Raw genomic sequence first — 17,081 nt, 5'->3', positions numbered from 1 at the left:
ACCGGTTGCGCGCGGGTGGTCACCCCCGCTTCCCGTACGGACCCCGCGCGGGGGCTCCATCCGGGGTGCCAGGCGCGCAGGAGCCGGGCGGGCAGGCGAAAATCGGTGCCGTGGAACTCACTCTGCTCGGCACCGGCGCCCCGGCGGGCCTCCCCCGCCCCGACTGTCCCTGCGCGGCCTGTGCGGCCGCCCTCGGCCCGGACGCGCGGGCGGCCACCGCGCTGCTCCTGGACGGGGCCCTGCTGCTCGACCTGACACCGGGCGCGGCGTTCGCGGCGGCGCGGGCGGGCCGTTCCCTGACGGGCGTACGGCAGGTGCTGCTGTCGCATCCGCACGACGGGCCGGCGGTGGAGGTGCCCGCGGGGCTGCCGCAGCCGGGGCGGGTGCCGGACGGGCGGGAGTTGACGCTGCTGACGGGGCACCGGGTGCGGGCGGTGGCGCTGGACGCGCCGGGCACGGGATACGCGGTGACCGGGCCGGAGGGGCAGCGGCTGCTGTATCTGCCGCCGGGCGGGGCGCCCGCGGGCCTGGAGGCACCGGCCGCGTCCTACGACATGGTCCTGGTGGACGTCGTGGGCCGGCCGGACGCGCTGGCGAAACTGCGGGCGGTGGGGGCGGTCGGGCCGACGACCGATGTGGTCGCCGTCCACCTCGACCACGACGTGCCGCCCGGCCCCGAGCTCGGGCGGCGGCTCGCGGCGGCCGGGGCGCGGGCCGTACCGGACGGGGTGACGCTGGTGGTGGGGGCGTACGAGGACGTGCCGGACGTGCCGCGGCGGACCCTGGTCCTGGGCGGGGCGCGCTCGGGCAAGTCGGTGGAGGCGGAGCGGAGGCTGGAGGCCTTCCCGGACGTGCTGTACGTGGCGACGGGCGGCTCGCGCAACGGGGACACGGAGTGGTCCTCGCGGGTGGCGGCGCACCGGGACCGGCGGCCGGGATCGTGGCAGACGGTCGAGACCTGCGATCTGGTGCCGCTGCTGGAGACCGAGGGGCCGCCTCTGCTCATCGACTGTCTGTCGCTGTGGCTGACCGACGCGATGGATTCCGCCGGGGCATGGGACGACGCGGTATGGGCGGAGCACGGGGAGAAGGTGCTGCGGGAGCGGGTGCGGGAGCTCACGGAGGCGGTGCGGGTCACCCGGCGGACCGTCGTCGCCGTGTCGAACGAGGTGGGCTCGGGGATCGTGCCGGCGACGGCGTCGGGGCGGCGGTACCGGGATGAACTCGGGCGGCTGAACGCGGGCTTCGCCGACGAGTGCGAGCACGTGCTGCTGGTGGTGGCGGGGCAGGCCGTGGTGCTGCGGGGCTGACGGAGGCCGGGGCTGCGCCCCGGTCGGCTACGCGGCTTTGCGGGCGATCACCCGGTAGGTGTTCGCGCACCGAGTGCGGCGGGCCACCGGGGCCAGGAGCAGATCCGCCACCGCCGCCAGGGCCACCAGCGGGATGCCCGCGCGGAGCAGAGCGGTACGGGCGTGCCTCTGGACGGGGGGCGGGGGGATCGCCCGCCAGGGGGTGTCCGGGGCCGGCAGGGCGTGGGAGAGGGCCAGCGACGTGGCGCCCGCGAGGTCGTGGGGGACGTGCACCGGGCGGTGGTCGAGCGTCAGGACCGTGCAGCCGGCCGCCTCCAGTTCCGCCCGGAGGTTGGGCGGGGGGATCAGGTGGAGGTGGCGGGGCTGGTCGTGGGCGAGCCACCAGCGGCCCAGGAGGACGGCGAAGAGGCTGCGGGGGTCCAGGGTCTCCAGCAGCAGGTGGCCGCCGGGACGCAGGACGGACAGGGCCGCGTGGAGTTCCGCTCGCGGGTCCGGGGTGCCCTCCAGGTGGTGGAGCATGCTGACCACGTCGTAGCGGGCGCGCAGGGGCGCGGCGAGCCGAGGGTCCGTCAGGCGGCCGACGTGGGCCTCCTCGACGCGCTCGGCCGAGCGGGCGCGGACCACGCGCGGGGTGGGGTCCAGGCCGTCGAAAGCGGTGTACGGGAAGAAACGCCGGGCCGTGGCCGGGAAGCGGGCATGCCCCGTCCCCACGTCGAGCCAGCTCTCCGGCTCGCCGAAGCGCAGCATCGCGCGGGCTGCCGAGCGGTGGCGGCGCGGACTGGCGCGCAGGGCCAGGAGGCCGTCGCTCGCCGGGTCCCTGGGCGCCCCGCGCACGGTCCGGTGGTAGAGGGCCAGGCCCTGCGCGGTGAGACGGGGGTTCTGGAAGGTGTGGCCGCAGTCGCGGCACGCGTCGACGGTGAAGCTGCCGGGCTTGTACTGCCGCAGGTCACCGGTGCGCAGCCGGTTGCGGAGCCGGGCGGAGCCGCACCAGGGGCAGTCCTCCCGGCGCGGTTCGTGGACCGGCGTGGTCGCCTGCGGGGCGGGGGGTGCTGAAGGGGCGGGATGTGCGGTCATGGGCGGCTCCCGGGCGCGGCGGCGTACGGCAAGGACGTACGGCGGGGACATCGCACGGGGCACGTACGACAATCCGCTGCAAACCGGAACGTATGGGATGCCGATCCCGGGTGCAATGACGTCGCCTCGGCGGAGTGGTGATGTGGCGCCGTGCTGTTCGACCGGTGCCGGTACTGTTCGGCGAATGAGCTCGCTTAATCTCGACGACTTCACCGATCTGATCGAGCGTCCGGACGGCGGGATCCGCCGGGACGCCGAGGCGCGCCGGGAGCGACAGGTCGTGCCGCCCGGGTCGCTGGGCCGCCTCGACGAACTGGGTGAGTGGCTGGCGGCGGCGCAGTCCGCCGTGCCGGTGCGGCCGGTGGAACGGCCGCGGGTGGTGCTCTTCGCCGGTGACCACGGCATCGCCGAGCTGGGCGTCTCGGCCCGGCCGGCGGGCGGCGCCGGGGAGTTGGTGCGCGAGGTGCTGGAGGGCGGCCGGCCCGTGTCGGTGCTGGCACGGCGGCTGGGCGTGCCGGTGCGGGTCGTCGACATGGCCCTGGACTGCGACCCCGACTCGCTGCCCGGGGACGTCGTACGGCACCGGGTGCGGCGCGGCAGCGGGCGGATCGACATCGAGGACGCGCTGACGGCGGAGGAGGCCGAGGCGGCGTTCCGCGCCGGGGTCGCGGTGGCCGACGAGGAGGCCGACTCGGGCACGGACCTGGTGGTGCTCGGTGATGTGAGCGTCGGCGGGACCACGGTGGCGGGCGTGCTGGTCGCGGCACTGTGCGGGGTCGACGCGTCGGTCGTCACCGGGCGGGGCGGGCTGGCGATCGACGACCTGGCGTGGATGCGCAAGTGCGCGGCGATCCGGGACGCGTTGCGCCGGGCGCGGCCGGTGCTCGGGGACCAGTTGCGGCTGCTGGCCGCGGTGGGCGGAGCGGACGTCGCCGCGATGACCGGCTTCCTGCTGCAGAGCGCGGTGCGCAAGCTGCCCGTGGTGCTGGACGGGGTCGTGACGGCCGCGTGCGCGCTGGTCGGACAGCGGATCGCGTTCCGGGCACCGGACTGGTGGCTGGCCGCGCACGACAGCGGGGAGCCCGGGCAGGCGAAGGCGCTGGACCGGATGGCCCTGGAGCCGCTGCTGTCCCATGGGGTGACCGTCGGCGAGGGCGCGGGCGGCCTGCTGGCGCTGCCGCTCGTGCAGGCCGCGGCCGCGCTGGCGGCGGAGCTGCCGGAGAAGCCGAAGGACTCCGAGGAGCCGGCCGGGCCGGCCGGGCCGGACGCGTCCGAGGCATCCGAGGCCTCGGGAGCATCCGGGGCGTCTGAGGCGTCTGAGGGTTCTGAGGCGTCCGCCGGGCAGTAGCACCCCGGAGCCGGCAGGTCGGCCCGGCCGGACGCGTCGAGGCGTCCGGGCGTCGGGGCGTCCGTCGGGCAGTAGCACCCCGAGATCCAGGTCACTCCCGCCTGGCTCGGCTTCGTCCCGTTCCGGTCGGTCTTGGAACGTGGTGTCGGCTTGACCGATTCGCGGACACCCTCAGACGTTTCCACGCGCGGACGAGGACGACCGCCGTCGGCGGCGGTGGTGGTCGGGCCGTCTTCCTCGGGTGGCGCCACCGCGCCTGGGTCACGGCCTCGGTCGTGGTCGTGGCGATGCTGGTCGAAGTGGTGGCTGAAGGAGAACCTCGCGGGCAAGGAGCACCTCGCGGCCATCGTGGCGGTGCTGGTGCTGGTGCTGTGCGCGCTCGGCGAGCCGCGTCAGCGGCGTTCGAGGGACCGGGCCGGCTCGGGGTCGGGCGCGCCGCCGATCCAGTCCTGGAAGGCGCGCCGGGGGCCCGCCCAGCGGCGGTCGTGGTGGTAGGCGCGCAGGGTGGACTTCGCACGGGCGCGAGGGCGGTTCCCGTACAACCGCTTGGCCCACGGGGAGGCGGGGCGGGCCAGCCGCACGGCGGCGACCAGGGCGACGAGCGGGACGATCACGCCCAGGACCGCGAGGCGGACCTTGCCCTTGAACAGGGCGATGAGGGCGAACGCGAAGTTCACGAGGATGTTCCCGAGGACGACGGCGCGGTTCTGCTGCTGGTCCTCGTTGAGATCGTTGACGCCCAGCGGCGAGAAGCCGATCAGGAGCAGGCCCACGAGCGAGGCGGTCAGGACGACCATCTCCACGCTCTTGCGGCCGTCCGGGGTCCAGTAGACGTCGGCGAGATGCAGGACCAGGGCGAACTCGTCGAGGACGAGGCCCGCGCCGATGCCGAAGATCACCGCGGCCAACGCCGAGCCGAAGCCGTACTGGCCGCCGGCGACCGCGCCGAAGCCGCCGATGATCGTCAGGATGACACCGGGGACCACGTGGTGGACGTGGACACCGCCGCTGCCGCTGATGTTGCGGAAGGGGCCCTTGCCCGCCCGGATGAGACGGGTGATGCCCCGGGTGATCAGGAAGGTCAGGACGAAGGAGACGAGAGCGAGAAGCAACGGCAGCTTGCCGGGTTCCATGATGTTCCGCTCGAACCATCCCATATGTGAACTTTATCCACGGCTGCCGTTCCCGCTCTCCTGACCGGCCGGTAGCCTGCGCCGGTGCCCAGTACCTCGCCCCTCGACGGACTCCGCTTCGCCTTCGGCACCCTCACGGTGATCCCGGTCCGGGTGACCCGGTGGGACCGGGAGGCCGCGCGCGGCGGCATGCTGTGCGCTCCGCTGGCCGGGCTGGTGGTGGGTGCGGCCGCCGCCCTGCTCGGGCTGGTCCTGCTGTCCCTGGGCGCGGGGGCGCCGCTCGCGGCCGTGGCGACCGTCGCCGTGCCGGCCGTGCTCACGCGCGGGCTCCATCTCGACGGGCTCGCGGACACCGCCGACGGGCTGGGCAGCGGAAAGCCCGCCGAGGACGCACTGCGGATCATGAAGCAGTCGGACATCGGGCCGTTCGGGGTCATCACCCTCGTCCTCGCCCTGCTCGCGCAGGTCGCCGCGCTCGCCCAGGCGTACGAGGCCTCCTGGGCCCGGGGCGCGTGTGCCGCCGTCGTCTCCGCGACACTCGCCCGGCTGGCCCTGACCCTCGCGGCCCGGGCCGGGGTGCCGGCCGCGCGGCCGGAGGGGCTGGGGGCGGCGGTCGCCGGTGTGGTGCCACCGCGGGGGGCGGTGATCGCCACCATGGCCGTCGCGGGGGCCGCCACGGCGGCCGGGGCCCTCCTCGGGCCGTACGACATGGTCCGCGGCGTGCTCGCGGTCGTCGTTTCCCTGGCCGCCACCGAGACGCTGCTGCGCCACTGCACCCGCCGCTTCGGCGGGGTGACGGGGGACGTCTTCGGCGGTCTGGCGGAGACGGCGGCGACCACGGCGCTGGTCGTTCTGTCACTGGGCTGAGACGATCTCCTCGTCACTCTCCCGCGGCCGCCGGTCCCTCGCCGAGTGGATCGCGGGCACGACGGTCACCGGGATCGGGCTCAGCAGGCCCGTCGCCACACCCCTAGGTCGTACTTCTTGAGCAGCGAACTGAGCTTCAGGCGGCGCGAGTCGGCACAGAAGCGGCCGGTGGGAACCTCGTACTCGACGTGGAAGACGGCCTTGCCCGCCTCGATGAACGGCGTGAGGGCCGCGCACTCGCCGTACTGGGCGCACTGTTCGTTGACCGCGAAGTCGAAGTCCCCGACCAGTTCGGGGATCTGGTCCAGGTCGTTCTTCAGCCCGACCGCCAGGCCCCGGTCGTGGGCCAGCCGGGCGATGAGGCGGTTGTAGCGGAGCTGGTCGGTGGCCGTCAGGGGAAAGCCGGTGTCGTTGCGGTAGCCGTCCATGTTGTCGGGCTCCACCGCGTCGAAGCCCTTGTCGCGGCACATGTCGATCCGGGCCGCCATGAGCGGCTCCAGGACGTCGGTGCGGCGGATGTCGAGCCAGCGCTCCCCCTTCCAGCCGTTGCCGCGGCCGAGGACCGACTCGGGGAACTTCTCCGCGTCGGGGCGGAACTCCTCCCAGGCGCCGGTGGAGAGGTAGCAGATGACCTTGCGGTCCTCGCGGTGCAGCCGGGCGACGGTGTCCTCGGAGTGGTCGAAGCCGTCGATGTCGTAGACGGGCACGTCGACGGAGGTGTCCAGGCGCCCGCTGAGCTGCCACTGCCAGTCGGTGCCGGGGCGGGGCCGCCAGCGGGGGCCGGGCTTGTCGTCCGAGGGCTGGGCGCACCCCGCGAGCAGCACGAGGAGCAGGGCGACGACGAGGAGGGGCAGGCGTCTCACGGGGTGTTCTCCGCGTTCTGGAGGGTGTGCGGCAGGGTGCCCCACGGATGATCTCCGGTCCCGGGCACCGCGCAGTGCACCACCGCGCCCCGCGCCCGGGCCAGACCTTCCGGGTCGGCGCCGGGCGGGACGTCGTACACCAGGTGGCACAACCGTACGTCCGGGCCGCCGGGCCGGGGCTGCGGGGGTAGGGCGCGGTACGTGTCCCAGGGGCCCTCGAAGGTGACGAGGACGTCGGCGATGCGGGCGTAGCAGGGGTGCGGTGCCGTGCCGTGGTTGAGGACGAGGGTGCCGCAGCCGACGCCCCAGGCGGCCGCCGCCAGCCTCTGGTACCGCTCGAACCGCTCGGGCGCGGCCGGCCGCCCACGGTGTCGCTCAGGAACGACGCCGTGATCGTCGGCCGGCCGGAGTCGTTCAGGTCGACGGTCGTGTACGGGACGCCCGTGTTCCTGAGCTCGGCGGTGACGGCCCTGACGGGGCTGTCCCCGTTGTCCACCACCAGCACCCTCAGGTCGACGCGGGGTTCCTCGGCGGCCGTCGCCCCGGGCGCGGAGGCCCCGGCCGTGATCAGGCCCGCCGCCGTCATCGCGGCGGCCGTGTTCCTCCATCTGCGCGCACGCTGCGCCATGGTTCCTCCCCCAGATGATCCCCGGCACCCTCGTGCGGTCGAGCAGAGGACGGAGCCGTGGGAATCGTGCAAAGGGGCGAGCAGGGCGCTCACCGGATCGCGACGAGTGTGACCCAGTTCACCGGTGTGAGGGATCAAGAAATGGCCACTACGCCACCGCCAGGTGAACGCCCGCAGGAATGAGCGAACGGGACCACGCGCGTAGTCTCGACGTCGAGTGTTCGCCGTACCGGGGAAGGCCCCGTGGATACCGGACCCTGAGGTCGGAATAGGGTCGGCTGTCGGGCCCGGTCGACCCACATCGTTCGACCACTGCAACTTCACATCGGAAGCGAGATTTCACCACCGTGACTGCTCTCACTCTCAGCACCGCCGCGGCGTCCGGTCTGCGGGCCGACGCGATCGTGATCGGTGTCGCCAAGGGTGCCAACGGGCCGGTCGTCGCACCGGGCGCCGAGGCCGTGGACAAGGCGTACGACGGCAGGCTCGCCGGCGTTCTGGAGACTCTCGGCGCCTCCGGCGGCGAGGGCGAGGTGACGAAGCTGCCGGCGCCGTCCGGCTTCAAGGCACCGCTCGTCCTGGCGGTCGGCCTGGGCGCGGCCCCCGAGAAGGACGCCGACTACGACTCCGAGGCCCTGCGCAAGGCCGCCGGTGTCGCCGCCCGCGCCCTGGCCGGGTCCAAGAAGGCCGGCTTCGCGCTGCCGCTGGGCGACGCCGCCGCCGCCGGCGCGCTCGGGGAGGGCGCGCTGCTCGGCGCGTACTCCTTCGACGCCTACAAGGCCAACGGCCAGGATGCCAAGGCCAAGAACGGCAAGGCGCCCCTGGCCGAGGTCACCCTGCTCGGCGGCAAGCCCCGCGACAAGGCGTACAAGGCCGCGATCGAGCGTGCCGTCGCCGTGTCCGAGGAGCTCAACCGCGCCCGCGACCTGATCAACACCCCGCCGAACGACCTGAACCCCGAGTCGTTCGCCGCGATCGCCCAGGCCGCGGCCAAGGAGCACGGCATCAAGGTGCAGGTGCTCGACGAGAAGGCCCTGGTCAAGGGCGGCTACGGCGGCATCCTCGGTGTCGGCGCGGGCTCGGCGGCGGGACCGCGCCTGGTCAAGCTGTCGTACACCTCCTCCAAGGCCAGGAAGCACCTCGCCTTCATCGGCAAGGGCATCACGTACGACTCGGGCGGCATCTCGCTGAAGCCTGCCGGCCACAACGAGACGATGAAGTGCGACATGAGCGGGGCGGCCGCCGTGTTCGCCGCGGTCGTCGCCGCCGCGCGCCTCGGCCTGGAGGTCAACGTCACCGGCTGGCTCGCCCTGGCCGAGAACATGCCCTCCGGTTCCGCTACCCGTCCGGGTGATGTGCTGCGGATGTACAGCGGCAAGACCGTGGAGGTGCTCAACACCGACGCGGAGGGCCGGCTGGTGCTGGCCGACGCGCTGTGGGCGGCCTCGCAGGAGAAGCCGGACGCGATCGTGGACGTGGCGACGCTGACCGGGGCGATGGTGCTGGCGCTGGGCAACCGGACGTTCGGGATCATGGGCAACGACGACGCGTTCCGTGCGGCGCTGCACGAGGCGGCGGAAGAGGTCGGGGAGCCGGCGTGGCCGATGCCGCTGCCGGAGCACCTGCGCAAGGGGATGGACTCGCCCACGGCCGACATCGCGAACATGGGCGAGCGGATGGGCAGCGGTCTGGTCGCCGGTCTGTTCCTGCGCGAGTTCGTGGGCGAGGGCATCACCTGGGCGCACCTGGACATCGCCGGACCGGCCTTCAACGAGGGCGGACCGTTCGGATACACGCCGAAGGGCGGCACGGGCTCGGCCGTACGGACGCTGGTGCGGGTCGCGGAGCTGACGGCCGCGGGCGAGCTGGGCTGAGTCCCGCCCGAGAGCCCGGTCTCGCCGGTGGTGTGGCGAGTGCGGGGGCGTGGGGCTGTTCGCGCAGTTCCCCGCGCCCCTCGGGTTCGCCGTCCCCACCCCCGCGCGGCAGAGCCCAGACCCGATACAGCCCCGCGCCCCCCGCGAGCACGTCCCACCGTCGATCGCCGGTGCGCATGAGGACCGGTCGCGCCCGCACGGCGGAGCCGCAGATCGGACACAGCCCCGCGCCCCTCGGGTTCGCCGTCCCCACCCCCGCGCGGCGGAGCCCAGACCCGATACAGCCCCGCGCCCCCCGCGAGCACGTCCCACCGTCGATCGCCGGTGCGCATGAGGACCGGTCGCGCCCGCACGGCGGAGCCGCAGATCGGACACAGCCCCGCGCCCCTCGGGTTCGCCGTCCCCACCCCCGCGCGGCGGAGCCCAGACCCGATACAGCCCCGCGCCCCCCGCGAGCACGTCCCACCGTCGATCGCCGGTGCGCATGAGGACCGGTCGCGCCCGCACGGCGGAGCCGCAGATCAGACGCGACACCGCGCCCCTCGGGCATCGCCCCCGGGGGCGGCTCATCTGAACGTGGGGCGTCTCACACCGCAGCCCGGCGTCTCCTTGTGTGCTGACAAGTGCGAAGATGGGGCTCGGCAGGACAGGGCCCCACCGAAGGGCCGAAGAACGAGCGGCCGGACACCAGCCGCCTGCCGGTCATCGACGACCGGCTCACGGCGCACATGCATGGAGGACGTGACGTGGCGAACGACGCCAGCACCGTTTTCGACCTAGTGATCCTCGGCGGTGGCAGCGGTGGTTACGCCGCGGCCCTGCGCGGGGCGCAGCTGGGCCTGGACGTCGCCCTGATCGAGAAGGACAAGGTCGGCGGCACCTGCCTGCACCGGGGATGCATCCCCACCAAGGCCCTGCTGCACGCGGGCGAGATCGCCGACCAGGCCCGCGAGAGCGAGCAGTTCGGTGTGAAGGCCTCCTTCGAGGGCATCGACATCGCCGGGGTCCACAAGTACAAGGACGGCGTGGTCGCCGGCCTGTACAAGGGCCTGCAGGGGCTCGTCGCCTCCCGGAAGGTGACGTACATCGAGGGTGAGGGCCGACTGTCCTCCCCCACCTCCGTCGACGTGAACGGCCGCCGTGTCGAGGGCCGCCACGTCCTGCTCGCGACCGGCTCCGTGCCGAAGTCGCTGCCCGGCCTGGACATCGACGGCAACCGGATCATCTCCTCCGACCACGCCCTCGTGCTGGACCGCGTGCCCAAGTCCGCGATCATCCTGGGCGGCGGTGTCATCGGCGTCGAGTTCGCCTCCGCCTGGAAGTCCTTCGGCACCGAGGTCACGATCGTCGAGGGCCTGAAGCACCTGGTGCCGGTCGAGGACGAGAACTCCTCCAAGCTCCTGGAGCGCGCGTTCCGCAAGCGCGGCATCAAGTTCAACCTGGGCACCTTCTTCCAGAAGGCCGAGTACACCCAGGACGGCGTCAAGGTCACCCTTGCCGACGGCAAGGAGTTCGAGGCCGAGGTCCTGCTGGTGGCCATCGGCCGCGGCCCGGTCTCCCAGGGCCTGGGCTACGAGGAGCAGGGCGTCGCCATGGACCGCGGCTACGTCCTGGTCGACGAGTACATGCGCACGAACGTGCCGACCATCTCCGCCGTCGGTGACCTCGTCCCGACCCTCCAGCTCGCGCACGTCGGCTTCGCCGAGGGCATCCTGGTGGCGGAGCGCCTGGCCGGTCTGAAGACCGTTCCGATCGACTACGACGGTGTCCCGCGGGTGACGTACTGCCACCCGGAGGTCGCCTCCGTGGGCATCACCGAGGCCAAGGCCAAGGAGATCTACGGTGCGGACAAGGTCGTCGCTCTGAAGTACAACCTCGCGGGCAACGGCAGGAGCAAGATCCTGGGCACCTCGGGCGAGATCAAGCTCGTCCAGGTCAAGGACGGTGCCGTCGTCGGCGTCCACATGGTCGGCGACCGCATGGGCGAGCAAGTCGGTGAAGCCCAGCTGATCTACAACTGGGAGGCGCTGCCCGCCGAGGTCGCGCAGCTCATCCACGCCCACCCGACCCAGAGCGAGGCGCTCGGCGAGGCCCACCTGGCCCTGGCCGGCAAGCCCCTCCACGCGCACGACTGAGCCCCTCGGTCGACGAACGCGACGACACAGACTTCCGCACTTTCCGTAAGGAGCAACCGAAACCATGGCGGTTTCCGTAACCCTTCCGGCGCTCGGCGAGAGCGTCACCGAGGGCACTGTCACTCGCTGGCTGAAGGCCGAGGGCGAGCGCGTCGAGGCCGACGAGCCGCTGCTCGAGGTCTCCACCGACAAGGTCGACACCGAGATCCCCTCGCCCGCCGCCGGTGTCCTGGCCTCCATCAAGGTCGCCGAGGACGAGACGGTCGAGGTCGGCGCCGAGCTGGCCCTGATCGACGACGGCAGCGGCGCGCCCGCCGCCGAGCAGGCCCCGGAGGCCGAGCAGGTCGCCGAGCCCGCTCCCGAGCCGGCCCCGGCCGCCCCGTCCACCGAGCAGGCCGCCCCGGCGCCCGCTCCCTCCACCGACACCGCCGCCGGCGGCGGCTCCGCCGAGGGCACGGACGTCGTTCTGCCCGCGCTCGGCGAGTCCGTCACCGAGGGCACCGTCACCCGCTGGCTGAAGTCGGTCGGTGACAGCGTCGAGGCCGACGAGCCGCTGCTCGAGGTCTCCACCGACAAGGTCGACACCGAGATCCCGGCGCCCACCTCGGGCACCCTGCTGGAGATCGTGGTCGGCGAGGACGAGACCGCCGAGGTCGGCGCCAAGCTCGCCGTCATCGGCGAGGCGGGTGCCGCTCCGGCCGCCGCCCCCGCGCAGGAGGCCCCGGCCGCCCCGGCGCAGCCCGAGCCCGCCCAGGCCCCGGCACAGCCCGAGCCCGCCCAGGCCCCGGCCCCGCAGCAGGCCGCCCCGGCCCAGCAGGCCCCGGCCGCCCCGGCTCCGGCTCCGCAGGCGCCGTCCGCCCCGGCCCCGCAGCAGCAGACCACCCCGGCTCCCGACCCGGCCCCGGCCGCTCCGGCGCCCGCCCCGGCTCCGGCCCAGGCCCCGGCCGCTCCGGCCGCCGCCAAGCCGGCCGACGACGGCGCCTACGTGACCCCGCTGGTGCGCAAGCTCGCCGCCGAACAGGGCGTCGACCTGGCCGCTGTCAAGGGCACCGGCGTCGGCGGCCGTATCCGCAAGCAGGACGTCGTCGCCGCGGCCGAGGCCGCGAAGAGCGCCGCCGCCCCGGCCCCCGCCGCTGCCGCCCCGTCGGCCGCGAAGAAGGCCCCGGCGCTGGAGGCGTCGCCGCTGCGCGGCCAGACCATCAAGATGCCGCGGATCCGCAAGGTCATCGGCGACAACATGGTCAAGGCCCTGCACGAGCAGGCCCAGTTGTCCTCGGTCGTCGAGGTCGACGTCACCCGTCTGATGAGGCTGCGCGCCCGTGCCAAGGACGCGTTCGCATCGCGTGAGGGCGTCAAGCTCTCCCCGATGCCGTTCTTCGTCAAGGCCGCGGCCCAGGCGCTGAAGGCGCACGCGCCGATCAACGCCAGGATCAACGAGGCCGAGGGGACCATCACCTACTTCGACGCCGAGAACATCGGTATCGCGGTGGACTCCGAGAAGGGCCTGATGACCCCGGTCATCAAGAACGCCGGTGACCTCAACCTCGCCGGTATCGCCAAGGCGACGGCCGAGCTCGCGGGCAAGGTCCGGGCCAACAAGATCACCCCGGACGAGCTGTCCGGCGCGACCTTCACCATCTCCAACACCGGGTCGCGCGGCGCGCTCTTCGACACGATCATCGTGCCGCCGGGCCAGGTCGCCATCCTCGGCATCGGCGCGACGGTCAAGCGCCCCGCCGTCATCGAGACGGAGGAGGGCACGGCCATCGGCGTCCGCGACATGACGTACCTGACCCTGTCCTACGACCACCGCCTGGTGGACGGCGCCGACGCCGCCCGTTACCTGACGGCGGTCAAGGCCATCCTGGAGGCGGGCGAGTTCGAGGTCGAGCTCGGCCTGTAGTCGCCGACCAGCAGTACGCATCGATGCCCCGTCCGGCTTTCCCGGGCGGGGCATCGTCGTCCCCGGGGGCGCGGGGCTGTATCGATGTGCGGCTCCGCCGCGTGGGCGCGACCGACCCCAACGGCGCCGCAGCCGAACGACCACCCCACACCCCTGGTGTAAGCCTCGTCTCACCTGCATCAAAGCGCCTTCGCCCGCCCCACCCGCGGCGTGAACCGGCCGTATTGTCTAAACGTCGATCCCGCGTAAGGAGCCCTCATGACCGCGCCCGTCATCCACTCGCTCCGCGAGCAGATCCGCGAGCACATCCTGGAGGGGATCATCAGCGGACGCTGGCAGCCGGGCGAGCGGATCGTCGAGCGCCGGATCGCCACCGAGCTGGAGGTCAGTCAGACCCCGGTCCGTGAGGCCCTGCGCGAGCTGGAGTCCCTGCGCCTGATCGAGTCCGCTCCGAACAAGGGCGTGCGCGTCCGCAACCTCACGGCCGCCGACCTGGAGGAGAGCTACCCGGTCCGGGCGGGCCTGGAGGCCATCGCCGCGGAGCTGGCCGCCCAAGGGCTCGCGGAGGACTGCTCGGCGCTGGAACCCCACGTCAGCGCCCTGTACGAGGCCGACCGCGTCTCCGACGGCACGGCTCAGGTGCGGCACACCGTCGCCTTCCACCGCGAACTGGTCCGCGCCGCGGGCAACTCCGTGCTGCTGCACACCTGGGAGGGGCTCGGCATCGAGGTGTTCACGGCCCTGTCGATCCGCTGGCTGGGCACCCGGCAGCAGTCGTACGCGGAGGAGCACGAGGAACTCGTCGCCGCGTTCAAGCGCCGTGACCCCCGGATCGCGGAGCTCGTGAAGGCGCACGTCCTGGGCTGCGCGCCCCGGGCGTGACACCCGAGCGCACCCTCGCTCAAACGCCTCCGACCTGCGAAAACCATGCGAAAACAGGTCACCGCGTGCCACCGCCGGAGGCACCCCGTGCCTACTTTCTCGCGATCAAGAGGTTTTGCCCCTCAACCCTTTGATCGATCATCGATCAGCAAGTTACAGTCGCCGACGGGCCACGCGGCGGAAGCCGCAAGGTGTCACAGCACCCGAGGCCCGCGCCCTGTCCTGCCAAAGACCAAGGGCACCCCCGATCCCCTTTTGTGAGGGAACCCCCTTCGACTGAGGAAGGCGGCGACATGACCGACCCCCACGCCATCCAGCCGAGCGAGCTCGACCAGCTCCCCGACCGGGACCCGGAGGAGACCGCCGAATGGCAGGCCTCCCTGGACGCGGTCACCAAGGCTGCCGGGCCGCACCGTGCCGCATACCTGATGCGCCGCACGCTGGAGCGCGCCGAGGGCGCCGGCATCGCGCTGCCGAAGCTCCTCGAGACCGACTACGTCAACTCCATCCCCACCTCCGCCGAGCCGGCGGTGCCCGGTGACGAGGCGATGGAGCAGCGGATCACCGCGTGGAACCGCTGGAACGCGGCCGCGATGGTGACCCGGGGCAGCAAGTACGGCGTGGGCGGCCACATCGCCACCTTCGCCTCCGCCGCCTGGCTGTACGAGACGGGCTTCAACCACTTCTTCAAGGGCAAAGAGGCCGACGGCTCCGGCGACCAGCTCTACATCCAGGGCCACGCCTCCCCCGGCATCTACGCCCGCGCGTTCCTCGACGGCCGTCTGAACGAGGAGCAGCTCGACAACTTCCGCCGCGAGTCGGGCGGCAACGGCCTGCCTTCCTACCCGCACCCGCGCCGCCTGCCCTGGCTGTGGGAGTTCCCGACCGTCTCCATGGGTCTGGGCCCGCTCTCCGCCATCTACCAGGCGCGCTTCAACCGCTATCTCACCAACCGCGCCATCAAGGACACCTCCGCCTCACACGTGTGGGCGTTCCTCGGTGACGGCGAGATGGACGAGCCCGAGTCGACGGCGGCCCTCGCGCTCGCGGCCCGTGAGGAGCTGGACAACCTCACCTTCGTCATCAACTGCAACCTGCAGCGTCTGGACGGCCCGGTCCGCGCCAACTTCAAGATCGTGCAGGAGCTGGAAGCGCAGTTCCGCGGCGCCGGCTGGAACGTGATCAAGACGCTGTGGGGCACGGCCTGGGACGAGCTGTTCCGGCTCGACACCACCGGCGCGCTCGTACGCCGTCTGCGCCAGGTACCGGACGCGCAGATCCAGACGTACCAGACCCGCGACGCGGCCTACATCCGCCAGGACTTCTTCGGCGGCGACCCGGCGCTCGTGGAGATGGCGAAGCTGCTGAGCGACGACAAGATCCTGGAGTGCTTCCACCTCTCGCGCGGTGGTCACGAGGCGCGCAAGGTGTACGCCGCGTACAAGGCCGCCGTCGAGCACAAGGGCGCGCCGACCGTGATCCTGGCCCAGACGGTCAAGGGCCACACCCTGGGCGAGGGCTTCGCGTCGAAGAACGCCAACCACCAGATGAAGAAGCTCTCGGTGGACGAGTTCAAGAACATGCGCGATCTGCTCGGCCTGCCGATCAAGGACAGCGACTTCGTCGACGGCGTGGTCCCCTACGGCCACCCGGGCGCCGACTCCCCCGAGGTCCGCTACCTCCAGGAGCGGCGTGCCGCCCTCGGCGGTCCGGCCCCGGCCCGGCGCGTCCACCCGGTCGCCCCGCTGCCCGCCCCGGCGGAGAAGGCGTTCGCCTCCTTCGACAAGGGCTCGGGTGCGCAGAACGTCGCGACGACGATGGCCTTCGTCCGCCTGGTCAAGGACCTGGTCCGCGACAAGGAGACGGGCAAGCGCTGGGTGCCGATCGTCCCGGACGAGGCGCGCACCTTCGGCATGGAGTCGCTGTTCCCCTCGCTCGGCATCTACTCGCCCAAGGGCCAGACGTACGAGCCGGTCGACCGCGACCAGCTGATGTACTACAAGGAGGCCAAGAACGGCCAGATCCTCAACGAGGGGATCACCGAGGCCGGTTCGATGGCCGACTTCATCGCCGCTTCGACGTCGTACGCGACGCACGGCGAGACGATGATCCCCTTCTACATCTTCTACTCGATGTTCGGCTGGCAGCGCACGGCCGACCAGATGTGGCAGCTCGGTGACCAGCTCGGTCGCGGCTTCCTCGTCGGCGCCACGGCCGGCCGCACGACGCTGACGGGCGAGGGCCTCCAGCACGCCGACGGCCACTCCCCCGTCATCGCGGCGACGAACCCGGCGGCGCTGTCGTACGACCCGGCGTTCGCCTACGAGGTCGCCACGATCGTCAAGGACGGTCTGCGCCGGATGTACGGCGAGGCGGCCCCGGACGAGGACCAGGACGTCTTCTACTACCTCACCGTCTACAACGAGCCGCTGCCACAGCCCGCGAAGCCGTCCGTCGCCGGGATCGACGAGGGCATCGTCAAGGGCCTGTACCGCTTCAACACGGCGGAGTCGGCCGGTGTCACCGTGCCGGCGAACGCCCCGCGGATCCAGCTGCTCGGCTCCGGTACGGCGATCCACTGGGCGCTCAAGGCGCAGCGGCTGCTCGCCGAGGAGTGGGGCGTGGCGGCCGACGTGTGGTCGGCGACGTCCTGGAGCGAGCTGCGCCGGGACGCCCTGGAGGCGGACGAGGCCGGCTTGCGCGGCGAGGAGCGGGTGCCGTTCGTGCGGCAGGCGCTCCAGGGTGCCGAGGGCCCGGTGCTGGCGGTCTCCGACTACATGCGCCAGGTCCCGGACCAGATCGCGCAGTGGGTCGAGCAGGACTGGTCCTCGCTGGGCGCCGACGGCTTCGGCCTCTCGGACACCCGTGAGGCGGCCCGCCGCCACTTCGGGGTGGACGCCGAGTCGATCGTCGTCGCGGCCCTGGCCCAGCTCGCCAAGCGCGGCGAGGTCAAGGCGACATCGGTGAAGGAAGCGCGCGCCACGTACGGTCTGTGAAGGACCCTGCGGACGGCGAAGCGGTCGTCGGCCTCCCGTGGTTCGGGAGGCCGACGACCGCTTCCGTG

At 72.8% G+C, this 17,081-nt stretch carries 12 protein-coding genes; 8 read left to right on the top strand and 4 right to left on the bottom strand.

Features of this window, described 5'->3' with window-relative positions; translation table 11 throughout:
* The first annotated feature begins 110 nt into the window (after positions 1 to 110).
* Positions 111 to 1,310: a bifunctional adenosylcobinamide kinase/adenosylcobinamide-phosphate guanylyltransferase gene (locus tag QNO09_RS09190; RefSeq protein WP_283969590.1), complete on the top strand. Its 1,200-nt coding sequence runs from the start codon at positions 111 to 113 to the stop codon at positions 1,308 to 1,310.
* Between the two features lie 27 nt (positions 1,311 to 1,337).
* On the opposite strand, the gene QNO09_RS09185 is transcribed toward QNO09_RS09190, so the two are convergent.
* The gene (locus QNO09_RS09185; protein ID WP_283969589.1) at positions 1,338 to 2,384 is read right to left on the bottom strand and encodes a class I SAM-dependent methyltransferase; all 1,047 of its coding nucleotides are present in this window, start codon (positions 2,382 to 2,384) and stop codon (positions 1,338 to 1,340) included.
* 184 nt (positions 2,385 to 2,568) lie between these two features.
* On the opposite strand from QNO09_RS09185, the gene cobT reads away from it, so the two are divergent.
* Positions 2,569 to 3,732 carry a nicotinate-nucleotide--dimethylbenzimidazole phosphoribosyltransferase gene (cobT, locus tag QNO09_RS09180; protein WP_283969588.1) on the top strand — a complete coding sequence of 388 codons (1,164 nt, stop codon included), beginning with the start codon at positions 2,569 to 2,571 and terminating at the stop codon, positions 3,730 to 3,732.
* Positions 3,733 to 4,124: 392 nt separating this feature from the next.
* On the opposite strand, the gene QNO09_RS09175 is transcribed toward cobT, so the two are convergent.
* Positions 4,125 to 4,889 carry a hypothetical protein gene (locus QNO09_RS09175; protein ID WP_283969587.1) on the bottom strand — a complete coding sequence of 255 codons (765 nt, stop codon included), beginning with the start codon at positions 4,887 to 4,889 and terminating at the stop codon, positions 4,125 to 4,127.
* 60 nt (positions 4,890 to 4,949) lie between these two features.
* Between QNO09_RS09175 and QNO09_RS09170 the strand changes: the two genes are divergently transcribed.
* Entirely contained in the window at positions 4,950 to 5,732 is a 783-nt protein-coding gene (locus QNO09_RS09170; protein WP_283969586.1) for an adenosylcobinamide-GDP ribazoletransferase, read from the top strand.
* Between the two features lie 80 nt (positions 5,733 to 5,812).
* Here the strand turns inward: QNO09_RS09170 and QNO09_RS09165 are convergent, their stop codons facing one another.
* The gene (locus QNO09_RS09165; protein WP_283969585.1) at positions 5,813 to 6,595 is read right to left on the bottom strand and encodes an endo alpha-1,4 polygalactosaminidase; all 783 of its coding nucleotides are present in this window, start codon (positions 6,593 to 6,595) and stop codon (positions 5,813 to 5,815) included.
* Positions 6,592 to 7,203, bottom strand: a complete 612-nt coding sequence (locus QNO09_RS09160; RefSeq protein ID WP_283969584.1) for a putative glycoside hydrolase — start codon at positions 7,201 to 7,203, stop codon at positions 6,592 to 6,594. Before QNO09_RS09160 ends, QNO09_RS09165 begins: the two co-directional genes overlap by 4 nt.
* Before the next feature lie 367 nt (positions 7,204 to 7,570).
* Between QNO09_RS09160 and QNO09_RS09155 the strand changes: the two genes are divergently transcribed.
* The 5 genes from QNO09_RS09155 (at position 7,571) to aceE (ending at position 17,013) form a co-directional block, all read left to right on the top strand.
* A complete protein-coding gene (locus tag QNO09_RS09155; protein WP_283969583.1) occupies positions 7,571 to 9,097 on the top strand; it encodes a leucyl aminopeptidase in 1,527 nt (508 codons plus the stop codon).
* 746 nt (positions 9,098 to 9,843) lie between these two features.
* Positions 9,844 to 11,232: a dihydrolipoyl dehydrogenase gene (gene lpdA, locus QNO09_RS09150; RefSeq protein ID WP_283969582.1), complete on the top strand. Its 1,389-nt coding sequence runs from the start codon at positions 9,844 to 9,846 to the stop codon at positions 11,230 to 11,232.
* A gap of 64 nt (positions 11,233 to 11,296) precedes the next feature.
* A complete protein-coding gene (sucB, locus tag QNO09_RS09145; RefSeq protein ID WP_283969581.1) occupies positions 11,297 to 13,135 on the top strand; it encodes a 2-oxoglutarate dehydrogenase, E2 component, dihydrolipoamide succinyltransferase in 1,839 nt (612 codons plus the stop codon).
* Between the two features lie 258 nt (positions 13,136 to 13,393).
* Positions 13,394 to 14,017, top strand: a complete 624-nt coding sequence (locus QNO09_RS09140) for a GntR family transcriptional regulator (RefSeq protein WP_283969580.1) — start codon at positions 13,394 to 13,396, stop codon at positions 14,015 to 14,017.
* 293 nt (positions 14,018 to 14,310) lie between these two features.
* Positions 14,311 to 17,013, top strand: a complete 2,703-nt coding sequence (gene aceE / locus QNO09_RS09135) for a pyruvate dehydrogenase (acetyl-transferring), homodimeric type (protein WP_283969579.1) — start codon at positions 14,311 to 14,313, stop codon at positions 17,011 to 17,013.
* Positions 17,014 to 17,081 lie beyond the last annotated feature (68 nt).

Origin of the sequence: Streptomyces sp. 378 (assembly GCF_030124145.1) — a bacterium.
Classification (GTDB): Bacteria; Actinomycetota; Actinomycetes; order Streptomycetales; family Streptomycetaceae; genus Streptomyces.
The sequence above is the reverse complement of the archived record's forward strand: the minus strand, read 5'-3'. Positions and strand labels throughout refer to the sequence as shown.